Annotated in this window: 10 protein-coding genes; 5 read left to right on the plus strand and 5 right to left on the minus strand. The window is 72.8% G+C overall.

Annotated elements, in window-relative coordinates; translation table 11 throughout:
• Positions 1-1,053: DUF3048 domain-containing protein (locus tag VFW24_15030; GenBank protein ID HEX5268078.1), on the minus strand; the 1,053-nt coding region annotated here is incomplete at its 3' end.
• A gap of 118 nt (positions 1,054-1,171) precedes the next feature.
• Complete coding sequence (locus VFW24_15035) at positions 1,172-2,056, minus strand: YihY/virulence factor BrkB family protein (protein HEX5268079.1); 885 nt, start codon at positions 2,054-2,056, stop codon at positions 1,172-1,174.
• 154 nt (positions 2,057-2,210) lie between these two features.
• On the opposite strand from VFW24_15035, the gene VFW24_15040 reads away from it, so the two are divergent.
• Positions 2,211-3,176 (plus strand): ATP-binding protein, encoded by a 966-nt coding sequence (locus VFW24_15040; protein HEX5268080.1) that lies wholly within the window; start codon positions 2,211-2,213, stop codon positions 3,174-3,176.
• Here VFW24_15040 and VFW24_15045 read toward each other — a convergent pair.
• The gene (locus VFW24_15045; GenBank protein ID HEX5268081.1) at positions 3,164-4,762 is read right to left on the minus strand and encodes a hypothetical protein; all 1,599 of its coding nucleotides are present in this window, start codon (positions 4,760-4,762) and stop codon (positions 3,164-3,166) included. The two genes, VFW24_15040 and VFW24_15045, sit on opposite strands and share 13 nt — an antisense overlap.
• 37 nt (positions 4,763-4,799) lie before the next feature.
• Between VFW24_15045 and VFW24_15050 the strand changes: the two genes are divergently transcribed.
• A complete protein-coding gene (locus tag VFW24_15050; GenBank protein ID HEX5268082.1) occupies positions 4,800-5,792 on the plus strand; it encodes an LLM class F420-dependent oxidoreductase in 993 nt (330 codons plus the stop codon).
• On the opposite strand, the gene dxs is transcribed toward VFW24_15050, so the two are convergent.
• Positions 5,783-7,675, minus strand: coding sequence for a 1-deoxy-D-xylulose-5-phosphate synthase (gene dxs / locus VFW24_15055; protein ID HEX5268083.1), 1,893 nt, complete (start codon positions 7,673-7,675; stop codon positions 5,783-5,785). The two genes, VFW24_15050 and dxs, sit on opposite strands and share 10 nt — an antisense overlap.
• Positions 7,676-7,739: 64 nt before the next feature.
• Here dxs and VFW24_15060 point away from each other — a divergent pair, with 64 nt between their 5' ends.
• Together VFW24_15060 and VFW24_15065 are read left to right on the plus strand one after the other, a co-directional pair.
• Positions 7,740-9,365, plus strand: a complete 1,626-nt coding sequence (locus VFW24_15060; protein ID HEX5268084.1) for an acetolactate synthase — start codon at positions 7,740-7,742, stop codon at positions 9,363-9,365.
• A gap of 63 nt (positions 9,366-9,428) precedes the next feature.
• A complete protein-coding gene (locus tag VFW24_15065) occupies positions 9,429-10,610 on the plus strand; it encodes a cytochrome P450 (GenBank protein HEX5268085.1) in 1,182 nt (393 codons plus the stop codon).
• A gap of 3 nt (positions 10,611-10,613) precedes the next feature.
• Here VFW24_15065 and VFW24_15070 read toward each other — a convergent pair whose 3' ends face one another.
• Entirely contained in the window at positions 10,614-10,994 is a 381-nt protein-coding gene (locus VFW24_15070) for a hotdog domain-containing protein (protein ID HEX5268086.1), read from the minus strand.
• Between the two features lie 54 nt (positions 10,995-11,048).
• On the opposite strand from VFW24_15070, the gene VFW24_15075 reads away from it, so the two are divergent.
• On the plus strand, positions 11,049-12,423 hold a 1,375-nt coding region (locus VFW24_15075), incomplete at its 3' end, for a TldD/PmbA family protein (protein ID HEX5268087.1).

A 12,423-nucleotide genomic window follows, 5' to 3' on the forward strand; every position in this document is an offset into this window, starting at 1 on the left:
CGGCTCGAGCGTGATCGTGCCGCCCGGCCCCTGCAGGCTCACTTTGCTCGCGATGTCGGGACGGCTCCAGGTGCCCTGGACGGCGCGCCCGTCGCGCATCACCCACGCCTGCCCGGAGCCGACGAGGACGACCAGCGGGTCCTGGTTGCCGGCGGAGTCGTAGACGCCGGTCGGGCCGATGGCGGTCGACAGGATCACGACGTTGTGCGCCGACATCTGGGAGCCGCTCGCGTTCATGTCGGGCGAGCCGTTCTGGGTCCGGAAGTAGAGGTTGGACTTCGGGCTCCACGACCAGGTGGCGGTGGAGATCGTGGAGAGGCTCATGGTGGCCGACCCGGCTTGTGTCGACGGGCCGCCCTGGGGGCTGGCCGAGTACTGGAACAGCTGCGGGGGCGGGGCCCATACCGCGCCGGCGCGACGGCCGACGTTGTACAGGTCCGTGGTCGCCGCGAACAGGTTGTGGGGGGTGCTGCGCCAGTGGACCAGCTGGAAGCCGGCGCTGCCGGCGTCGTGGGAGAGCAGGACCGCGTTGGACGACGCCTTGACCGGAGCGATCTCGCCGTTAGCGGCGCCCGAGTAGGCGAAGATCCCGCCGTTGAGCTCGCGCAGGATGGCGGCGTCGACGGGCCGGGCCGAGCGGATCGGGCCGACCAGGGCGGCGTCCTGGGACTGGTAGGTGACGGTCAGGCGGGTGAGCCCGCCTTCGACGAGGGCCTCGGCAACGATGTCGGCGTGGTCCAGGCCCTCCTGGGGGAAGGCGCCGGCCACGTTGTCGACCTTGACCGTGAGGGCGGGGCGCCCGGCCATGGCCGGGTTGGTGATCCGTTGGCCGGTCAGCGGATAGACGGGCGTCGGCGCGGCTGCGGTGGTGGTCGTGGCCCCGGTGGCATGGGTCGCTTTGGGGACGGCGCTGCCTCCGCCGCACGCCGCGGCCAGCAGGCCGATGGCAGCCAGGCCGGGGACGACGGGAGCTGCCCGGGCGGCCCGGCGGCGCCGGGGGGTGGAGGAGACGGCGGACGAGTGCCGGCCGGTGGGGGGCGTTGACGTACTGATGGCTGGACCTCCCTGGTGCCCCCGCTTCCGGGGTCAATCGTGCCAGTTGGCACGGTGTGGTGCGCGGACACCGGCGTGGTTCCGGGTCCTCCCAACGCTTCGGCGTTCGGGCGAAATCCTAGGCGGTGGGTGCTTTGTCCGGTTGCACCAGGTGGCGGGGCCAGAGCCGCTTGGCCGCCACCACGTTGACCTCTGCCGAGTAGAGGCTCAGCTGGGCCCCCAGATATATCCACGAGATCAGCCCGAGGACCAGGCCGAACAGCCCGTAGACGGCGCTGGCGTGCTGCAACTGGTGGCCGACGAGGTAGCCGCCCGCCACCTGCAGGACCTCCCAGCCGAGTCCCCCGACGAGGGCGCCCGGCCACAGCTGGCGGGTCGGCACGCCGGCGGGCGTGAGCACGCGGAACCCCAGGAGGTACAGGCCCACGTTGGCGGCGGTGGCCAGGACCGGACCGGCGACCGCCGCCGCCGCCGGGACGCCGCTGTCGAAGCTGGCCAGGCCGCTCAGCCCGGTGGTCACGACCGCCGACATCGCCAGCACGCCGAGGAAGGCCCCGCCGCGCCCGAGGCGGGCCAGGAGTCCCGGGCGCATCTCGTCCGGTACGTCCCAGACCTGGGCCATGGCGTACTGGCCGGCCTGGGTGACCCCCAGCGACCCCCAGAGCAGGCCGGCCACCCCGACGGCCAGGCCCAGCGGGTGCCCGGTCAGGGGATGGTTGACGTTGGCATGCAGCTGGTCCCCGATCACGGGGAACCGCCCGAGGATCGAGGTCTCCACGCTGGCCTGCAGGGCCGGGTGGCCGGCCAGCACGTAGCCGAGGACGGTGATCGCGACGAGCAGCAGGGGGAACAGCGAGAGGAACCCGTAGTAGGCGATGAGAGCCGCCAGAGAGCCGCCCCGGTCCCGGCCGAACTTGTTCACCACCGCGAGCGGGAAGGCCGCCCAGGCGTGGCGCTGCTGCCACCCGTCGACCGCCGCCAGCAGCCGCCTGATCCGTCCCAACGCCCCTCCCCCCGGGCCCTTCCGCTCCGCGCTGCTGATCGCCGCCGAGAGTGGACAATCGGGAATCAGGGTATGAGCCGGCGCGATCGGACCACCGGATGGTGGGGCGCGCATCGGGGGACAAGCCCACGCACAGCCGCTTGAAGGTCATCGAGTGAGCGAGCCGGTGGCTCGTGAGCTTCTGGTCCTGGACCCGGGACCGTCAGCAGCTGCCGCCGCCCGCCGGTTCGTCTCCGGGTGCCTCACCGGAGCTCCGGATGACACGGTGGCCAACGCCGAGCTGGTGGTCTCCGAGCTGGTGACCAACTCGATCCTGCATGCCGGCACGGCGCTGCGGATCGGCGTCAAGCAGGCCCCCGGGGTCGTCCGCGTCGAGGTCGGGGACCAGGACCGCCAGAGGCCCGAGCCCAAGCGGTACTCGGCCCATGCCGGTACCGGCCGGGGCCTCCAGCTGGTCGAGGCGCTGGCGGTGGCCTGGGGCGTCGACTCGGGACCCGACGGCAAGACGGTGTGGGCGGACGTGGCCCTCGATACCGTCCAGGTGACCGTGCCCCCGCTCCTGTCCGCACCGGGTGGGCCGGCGAGGACGGAGCCGCCCCCGGCGCGGGCCGGGGCCTCTGGTCCGGCGGCAGCCCGGCCAGTGTCGGCGTCGGACCTGATGGAGGTCCACCTGCTGGCGTTCCCCGTCGACGTCTACCTGCGGGCCGAGGAGCACGCCGACGAGCTGCAGAGGGAGTTCTCCCTGATCCTGGAGCGGGAGCCGGCTGAGGGTGAGGGTCCGCCCGGGCGGCTGCTGGGACTGGTGGAGGAGTTCGGGCAGCAATTCGGGGCATTCGCCGATGAGGCGCGGACGGCGGTCCGGGACGCGTCCGAGGAGGGCCGCACCCGCATCGACGACCTCGTCTACCGGGTGCCGGCGGAGGTCGGTCCCGCCGCCGTCCACCTCGACGACCTGCTGGCCGAGGCCGACTCCTACTGCGCCGCCGGTGACCTGCTCACGCTGGCCAGCCCGGCGGAGGCCCGCACGTTCAGGGAGTGGTTCCTCGGCCAGTTCGCCGCGCAGGCGCGGGGGCTGCCGGCCGTCTCATGGCCGGAGTGGTCCGCAAGTCAGCAGGCGTAGTCCTGGTCCCAGGGACTGGGGGTGCCGTACTGCACCAGCCAGGTCGGGCCGCTCGTGAACGACGCCGGGCACAGTGACTGGGCGCCGGAGATGTCCCCCGCCCCCGCCCGCCACGCCGGCACGTCGGGGGTGTAGCCGCTCCCCGCGATCTCGTCCCACTGGGTGATCGTCGAGTAGATCCCGGGCTCGACCCCGAGTGCGGTCAACGCCGCGATGGCCCCGGCGATCACCTGGTCGTTCACCCCGGTGGCGCTGCTCCACAGCGGGTTGCCGCTGCCGGCGGGCCCCTCGACGTCGAGCCACCACATCGGCGCGCTCACCGACACGCTCTGGGCGTAGGAGTAGGCGTGGGTGGCGGCGTTGTAACCGAAGTTGTACCCCTGGCACAGCTGATCGGACGGTGCGCACATCCCGTCGGGGCCGTTCATGCCCTGCGCCGCCGTGGAGCTGGTCGGGGAGTTGATGTTCATGTACACGGTGACACCGCCCCCCTGCCGGGCCCACGACGCCTCGGCCGCCAGGCACGGGTTGTCGTTGAAGGCCAGGCCGCCGCCCACCCCCACCACCGAGATGGCCGCCGGAGAGGACGGCTCCGACGCCACTTGGGCGGGATTGCTCTTGCTGCACTGCGGCCACGAGATGTCGTAGCCGGTGGACTGCGGCGTGTACGGGTCGAGGCTCTGCGTGGTGACGATGCCGACGACCGGCGCCGCCGGCGGCTTCCCGGCGAGTGACCCGTGGTACACGGCGTTGCCGAAGCTGAACACCCCGCCGTCGGCCGCGACCAGCCAGTAGCCCCCTGCGCCCGACGCGCCGGCGGCGCCGACCTCGGGCGCGGCCATCCCGACGATGGGCTGGTTCAGGTGGGTGGCGCCGAGCGAGCCGTGGAAGGTGGCGTCTCCGAAGTTGAAGATGCCCCCGTCGGTGGCGACGAGCCAGTAGCCCGCCCCGTCGGGGGTGAGCGCCATCCCGACGATCGGCTGGTTGAGGTGGATGGCGCCCGTCGAGCCGTGGAAGGTGGCGTCACCGAACGTGAACATTCCTCCGTCGGACGCGACCAGGTAGTAGCCCTGGCCGTCCGGGGTCGGGGCCATGCCCACGATCGGCTTGTTGAGCCGGAGGTTGCCGGTCGATCCGAAGAAGCCGGCGTCCCCGAAGGTGAAGATGCCGCCGTCGGTCGCCACCAACCAGTAGCCGTTGCCGTCGGGCGTCGGGGCCATGCCCACGATCGGCTTGTTGAGCCGCATGGCCCCGGTCGAGCCCCAGAAGTGGGCGGTGCCGAACGAGAAGATGCCGCCGTCGGCCGCGACCAGCCAGTAGCCGGCGCGGTCGGGAACACCCGCCATGCCCACGATCGGCTGGTTGAGCCGCTGGCTCGCGGCGGATCCGGCGAACGGTGCCGCCCCGAACGAGTACACCCCGCCCGCCTGGTCGAACAGCCAGTACGTCGACGGCGGATTGGGCGCGCCGGACGTCTGGGCGCGCGCAGGCGTCCTCGGGACGACGGCGGCCACGAGCGAGAACGCGGCGGCCAGGACGATGAAGAGGGCGGCGGCCCGTGCCGGCGCCTTCGGGCGGGACCCCATCAGACGGCGGAGGTTACCGGCCGCTACGGTGCACGCGGTGGCTGCCCTCTCCGTTCCCGTCGGCGTGACGTTCGCGCCGCTGCAGGCGCTCGGCCCGGCCGTGGGGCTCGAGGTGGCGCGCCGCGCCGCGTCGCTGGGCTACCGCTCGTTCTGGACGGCCGAGGTGACCGGACCGGAGGCGTTCTCCCTGCTCGGCGCCGTTTCGCAGGTCGCGCCCGACCTGTCGCTCGGCACCGGAGTGGTGGCCCTGCAGCTGCGCACCCCGCCGCTTTTGGCAATGGCTGCCGCGACCCTGCAGGCCCTGGTCCCCGACCAGGAGATATGGGTCGGGGTCGGGATCTCGTCCCCCGTGGTGGCGGGGCGCTGGCACGGCGCCGGCTACGGCAGCCGCCCGCTGGCGCAGGTGCGCGAGTTCGTGACTCTCACGCGCGCCTGCCTCTCGGGGGAGCAGGTCGATTTCGAGGGGGAGTTCTACAACGTGTCGCGGTTCCGCCTGGGGGTGCGCCTCAAGGAGAGGCGGCCGAAGATCGTGCTCGGCGCCCTCAACGAGGGCATGCTGCGGCTGGCGGGGGAGGTGGCCGACGGGGTGATGCTCAACTACCTGCCCGCGTCGCACGTTCCGTGGTCGGTGGAGCAGGTGCGCAAGGGGGGCAACGCCGCCATCCTCGCCTACGTGCACGTGGGCGTGACCGAGCGGGAGGCCGGCGTGGAGCTGGCGCGCCGCGACCTGTTCTCGTACGCGACCGTCGACTCCTACGCCCGCAACTTCGAGCGGGCCGGGTACGGGGACGCGGTGCGCGCCGTGCGGGAGCGCCACGCCGCCCGGGACCGGGAGGGGGCGGTGGCGGCGGTGTCCGACGAGATGGTCGACGGGATCGACGTCATCGGGGACGCCGACCACGTGGCGGCCACGGTCCGCGCTTACGTCGACAACGGCGTCGAGGTGCCGATCGTGTTCCCGCTGCCGTGGGGTGAGGACCGGATGGCCACGGTCGACGCCACCCTGCGGGCGGCGGTGGCTCAGCTGTAGCTGTCGGCGTCCTGCAGGGCCCGGCGCACCGATCCCGCCACCCCGTCCCCGTCCAGCCCCAGCTCGGCCAGGATCCCCTCCGGTGCGCCGTGGGGGATGAACTCCAGCGGCGTGCCCAGGTTGAGCACCGGCGGGCAGCGCCGGCCCGGGTTGAGGGCGGCCAGGGCGTCGGCCAGGTGGCTGCCGGCCCCGCCCACGCGCATGCCGTCCTCGATGGTCACGATCAGGGGGTGGCCGGAGGCGTCCTCCAGCATGGCGCGATCGGGGGGGTTCACGACGCGCACGTCCCACACCGTGGCCTCGACCCCGTCGGCCTGGAGCTTGGCGGCGGCCTCCTCGGCCGCCTCCAGCATCTTGCCCACGGCCAGCATGCAGACGTCCTGGCCCCGGCGGACCAGCCGGGCCGACAGGCCGCTGCCCACGTCACCCGGGGCGGCCTGACGGGCGGCGGTGCGGGGCCAGCGGATGGCGCAGGGACCGTCCTGGCGGAGGGCCTCGGCCAGCATCACCCCGACCTCCTGCGCCGACGACGGGGCGAACACCGTCATCCCCGGGATCTTCAGGGTCAGCGCCAGGTCGAGCACGCCGTGGTGGCTGGGCCCGTCGGGGCCGGTGATGCCGGCCCGGTCCAGGGCAAACACGACCGGCAGCCGGTGCAGCCCCACGTCGAACATGGCCTGGTCGAACGCCCGGGTGAAGAAGGTGGAGTACACCGCCACGACGGGACGGAGCCCGGCCATGGCCATGCCGGCGGCGGCGGTCACGGCGTGCTGCTCCGCGATGCCGACGTCGACGAAGCGATCGGGGAAGCGCGACTCGAACGGCAGCAGGCCGGTGGGCCCGGGCATGGCGGCGGTGATGGCGACGATCCGGGCGTCGCGCTCGGCGGCGTCGAGCATGGCGGCGGTGAAGGCGTCGGTGTAGCTCAGGGCCACCGCCGTGGTCGGGACCGAGCCCCCCGCCGGCGCCGGAGCGACCTTGAAGTCGTGGAGGCGCTGGACGACGTCCTCCTCGGCGGGCGGGTAGCCCCGGCCCTTGTGGGTGAGGACGTGCACGACGATGGGTCCGTCGTAGTCGGCGGCGCCGGCCATCGCCCGCTCGAGCCCGGCGATGTCGTGGCCGTCGATGGGCCCGATGTACCGCACGCCGAGGGCGTCGAAGAACACGTTGGGACCGAACAGCTCGCGCACCGCCACCCGCAGTCCCGACCATCCCGACTGCGCCAGCCGCCGCACGGCGGGCAGGTCCTGCACGGCCCGGCCCACGCGCTCGCGGGCGTGGATGTACGGCTTCGACAGACGCACGCGGGTCAGGCTCTCGGACAGGCGCGAGATGGTCGGGGCGTAGGACCGGCCGTTGTCGTTGAGGATGATCACGACCCGGCGCTCGGAGTGGCCGATGTTGTTGAGCGCCTCGTAGGCCATCCCGCCCGTGAGGGCCCCGTCCCCGACCACGGCGACGACGCGTCTGGTGTCCGGGTCGCGCCCGGCCAGGTCGAGGGCGCTGGCGATCCCGTGGGCGTAGCTCAGGACCGTGGAGGCGTGGCTGTTCTCGATCCAGTCGTGCGCCGACTCCCGCCGGGACGGGTAGCCGGACAGCCCGCCGGCCTGGCGCAGGGTGGAGAAGTCGTCCCGGCGCCCGGTGACCAGCTTGTGCACGTAGGCCTGGTGGCCGGTGTCCCACAGGATCACGTCCTGGGGGCTGTCGAAGACCCGGTGGACGGCCAGGGTCAGCTCGACCGCGCCCAGATTGGAGCCGAGATGGCCGCCCGTCACCGACACGGTCTGGACGATGAAGTCACGGATCTCCTCCGCCAGCTGGTCCAGGTCCTCGTAGGAGAGCTGGCGCAGGTCGGCGGGGGACTCGATTCGATCGAGGATCATCGGCTCCCAATCATGACGCTGGGACCCAAGCTACCCGGGGCGGGGGCCGGTTAACGTCGGTCCTGTGGAGGGGCACGGGGGCGAGCTGGCGCTGGCGCCACTGGTGGCGGCCGGGGTCAAGGAGATCTTCACCCTGTCAGGCGGTCACATCTTTCCCATTTATGACGCCTGCGTGAAACAAGAGGTGAACATCCTCGACGTGCGGCACGAGCAGACGGCCGCCTTCGGCGCCGAGGCCATGGCCAAGCTCACCCGCCGGCCCGGGGTGGCCGTGCTCACGGCGGGGCCGGGCGTGACCAACGCGGTGAGCGCCGTCACCACGGCGTGGTTCAACGGCTCCCCGCTGGTCGTTCTCGGGGGCCGGGCCCCCCAGGCCCGGTGGGGGTCGGGGTCGCTCCAGGAGCTCGACCACGTCCCGATCCTCGGCTCGATCACCAAGCTGGCCGCCACGGCGTCGAGCACCGACGAGATCGCCAAGCTGGTCGGCCAGGCAGCGGCGGCGGCCACCACTCCCCACCGGGGGCCGGTGTTCGTCGACTTCCCGATGGACGTGCTGTTCAGTAGTAATGGAAGGGGCCACGTCGATCTGGCGGATACGGGCGCCGCAGGCGCCCAAGCGGGCACAGCCCCCGACCCCGACGCCGTCTCCCGGGCCGCCGCCCTCCTGGCCGGCGCCTCCCGGCCGGCGCTGGTGGCGGGCAGCGACGTGTACTGGGCCGGGGCGTGGGAGGAGCTGCGCACGCTGGCCGAGACCCTCCGCATCCCGGTGTGGCTGAACGGGCTGGGCCGGGGGTGCCTGCCGGCGGACCACGAGCTGGCCTTTGCCCGGACCCGGTCAGCGGTGAAGACGGCCGACGTGGTGATGGTCGTGGGCACGCCCCTCGACTTCCGGCTCTCGTTCGGGCGCTTCGGGGATGCCCGGGTGATCCACGTCGCCGACGCCGCCGACCAGCTGGCGGCCCACGCCGAGCTGGCGGTCGGGGTGGCCGGGGACCTCCGCTCGGCCCTGAGCGGCATGGCGGAGTGGTCCGGGGCCCGCGCCGACCACGAGTCGTGGATCGGCGGGCTGCGCCAGCAGGAGGCGGCGGCACGCCAGGCCGAGCGGGCCGACCTGGAATCCGCCGCCCGCCCGATCCACCCGGCCCGGGTGTACGGGGAGCTGCGCCGGGTCCTCGATCGCGACGCGGTGGTGGTGTGCGACGGCGGGGACTTCGTCTCCTACGCCGGCAAGCTGGTCGACGCCTACCAGCCCGGCTGCTGGCTGGACACCGGCCCCTACGGCTGCCTCGGCACCGGGATGGGCTACTCGATCGCCGCCCGGGTGGCCCGCCCCGACCGCCAGGTGGTGACCCTGTTCGGGGACGGCGCCCTCGGGTTCTGCGGCATGGACGCCGACAGCCTCGTGCGCCACGGGCTGCCGGTGGTGATGGTCGTCGGCAACAACGGCATCTGGGGGCTCGAGAAGCACCCGATGCGCGCCCTGTACGGCTACGACGTGGCCGCCGACCTGCAGCCGGAGTGCCGCTACGACCAGGTGGTGGCGGCGCTGGGCGGGGCGGGGGAGACCGTGCACGACCCCGAGGAGATCGGGCCCGCCCTGCGCCGGGCCCTGGACTCGGGCGTGCCGTACCTGGTCAACGTGATCACCGATCCCGAAAACGCCTACCCCCGTTCGTCGAATCTGGCATGAGCGGGACAACAGAGGTGGAGCCCGAGGAGATGGACCGAAAGAGATGAACCGAAAGAGATGAACATGGACAAGCCCAACGTGCTCGATCCCGAGGTCTACGCCGCCGGCCCGTTCGACATGTACCGGTTGCTGCGCGACGAGGCGCCGTGCTACTGGGACCCGACCAACGGCATCTGGGCCCTGTCGCGCTACCGCGACGTGATGGACGCCGAGCGGAGCACCAAGCGGTACAGCTCGGCCCACGGCTCCCGGCCGCTCATCGACATGAGCGAGTCGATGATCAACCGCGACGACCCCCGCCATCTGCACCAGCGCAAGCTGGTGTCGGCGCGCTTCACGCCGGCGGCGGTGCGCCGCCACGAGGACCATGTGCGCGCCGTGGTGAACGAGCTGATCGACGCCATCGCCCCCAAGGGGGAGGCCGAGGTCGTCGAGGCGCTGGCCGCCCCCCTTCCCGCCATGGTGATCTGCGAGCTGCTCGGGTTCGACCGGGACCACTGGCCGATGTGCAAGCACGTCTCCGAGGTGACGATGGCCGCCGCCGGCTACCGCGACGACGACGCCCGCCGGCCCGACGGGTCGGTGGACGCGGTCATGGACTTTGCCGTGGCCTTCTCCCAGCTGATGGAGGCACGACGGGCGGCGCCGGGGGACGACCTGTGCTCGGCGTGGGTCACCGCCGAGCTGGAGGGGGCACCGATGCCGGACTCCGAGATCGTCCAGGACGGGCTGTTGCTGCTCGACGGCGGGGCGGAGACCACCCGGTCGACCATCGGTCAGATCGTCCTGGCCCTGTGCGAGCACGAGGACCAGCGCCGGCGGCTGATCGACGACCCCGGCCTGTTGCAGAGCAGCGCCATCGAGGAGTTCATCCGCTGGGCCTCCCCGATCCTCAACATGCGCCGCACCGTGACCGAGGACCACGAGCTGCACGGCCAGAGCGTGCACGCCGGGGACCAGGTCCTCTTGATGTACGGGGCCGCCAACCGCGACGAGCGCTACTTCCGTGATCCCGACACCTTCGACGTGGGCCGCACCGACAACCGGCACCTGGCCTTCGGCTTCGCCACCCATTTCTGCCTGGGCGCCAACCTGGCCCGCCTCGAGATCCGGGTGCTGTTCGAGGAGCTGCTGCGCCGTCTGCCCGACTTCCGGATGGTCCCCGGGACCGAGCCCGAGTTCGTGCCCGGCTACTTCACCCGGACCCTGCGCGACCTCCACATCGAGTTCACGCCGGAGCGGTAGGGCCTACTCCTTCACCCGCTTGAGGAAGCGCTCGGCCTCCACCACGACCCGGGTGACCCGCCCGGCGCCGACCAGGCCGTTGGCGTCGCTGGCCGACACGGTGAAGCCCAGCCGCCGCCCCTCGACCTTCTCCAGGGTGGCCTCGGCCGTCACCTTGCGACCGACGGCGGTGGGGGCGAGGTGGTTGAACTGCACGCTGCTGCCGACCGTGGTGTGCCCGGCGTCGAGGTTGCCCGCCAGCGCCGCGCACGCCGCCTCCTCGCAGAGCGCGACCAGCCGCGGGGTGGCCAGGACCGGCACGTCTCCGGAGCGCATGGCCACCGCCGTGTCGGCCTCCCCGACCACGAGCGCGGCCCGTCCGGTCAGGCCGGGGCGAAGGGACACGGCTGTACAGTAAGGCTCCCCATCCCCACCGGGCCAGCCTGCGGAGGACCCCCGTTGCTGATCGAATCCGAAACGCTCGGCCGCGTCCTGGAGCGGTCGCTGCGGACGGGCGGCGAGTTTGCCGAGGTGTTCGTCGAGGACCGCCGCACCTCTGCCGCCGCGCTGGACGACGGGAGGGTCGAGGAGCTGATGTCCGGCCTCGACCGGGGCGCGGGCGTCAGGGTGGTGGTGGGGGAGACGACCGGCTTTGCCCACACGGCCGACCTCAGCGAGGCCGGGCTGATCAAGGCGGCCGAGGCGGCAGCGGCAGCGGCGCGCGGCGGTCGGGGCGGCACGCGGAAGGTGGCCCTGGGGCCGGCCGGCGGCGGGGGCAAGCGGGCCGTGATCCTCCCCGAGGACGTGCCCAAGGCCCGCAAGGTCGAGCTGCTGCAGGCCGCCGACGCGGCGGCGCGTGGCGCCGGGGGCGCCATCAAGCAGGTGTCGGCGGCCTACGGGGACGCCCGCCGGCGGATCCTCGTGGCCAACAGCGACGGGCTGGTGGCCGAGGACGACCAGGTGCGGACCCGCTTCTCCGTGTCGTGCGTGGCCACCGGGGACACCGGGATGCAGACCGGCTACGAGTCGAAGGCGGCCACGGTCGGCTTCGAGATGTTCGACCGCATCTCGGTCGAGCAGGTGGCGCTCGAGGCGGCCCGCCGGGCGCTGGTCAAGCTGTCGGCCCGGCCGGCGCCGAGCGGGGTGCTGCCGGTGGTGCTGAAGGGCGGCAGCGGCGGGATCCTGTTCCACGAGGCGTGCGGCCACGGCCTCGAGGCCGACCACATCCTGAAGGACAGCTCGGTGTACCGGGGCCGGGTGGGCCAGCAGGTGGCCAGCGAGCTGGTGACCTTGGTCGACGACGGCACCGTGGCCGACGAGTGGGGCACGTTCGTGGTCGACGACGAGGGCCACGGGGCGGCGCGCAACGTGCTCATCGAGAACGGCGTGCTCACCGACTACATGTGGGACTGGCTGCGCGCCCGCAAGGAGGGCCGGGCCTCGTCGGGCAACGGCCGGCGCCAGAGCTACCAGCACCTGCCGATGGTGCGGATGACCAACACCTACCTGCTGGCGGGCAACGATGACGCCGACGAGATCGTCCGGCAGACGCCGACCGGGATCTACGTGGCCCAGCTCGGGGGCGGGCAGGTCAACACCGCCACGGGTGACTTCGTGTTCGGCATGACGGAGGCCTACCTGATCGAGGACGGCCGGATCACCGACCCGATCCGGGAGGCCAACCTCATCGGGAACGGCCCCGACGTCCTGTCGCGGATCGACGCCCTGGCGGCCGACTTCGACATGAGCCCGGGCACGTGCGGCAAGGACGGCCAGAGCGTCCCCGTGGGCTGCGGGCAGCCGACCCTGCGCGTCACCGGTGTGACCATCGGCG

The organism is Acidimicrobiales bacterium (assembly GCA_036273495.1).
GTDB lineage: Bacteria > Actinomycetota > Acidimicrobiia > Acidimicrobiales > JAJPHE01 > DASSEU01.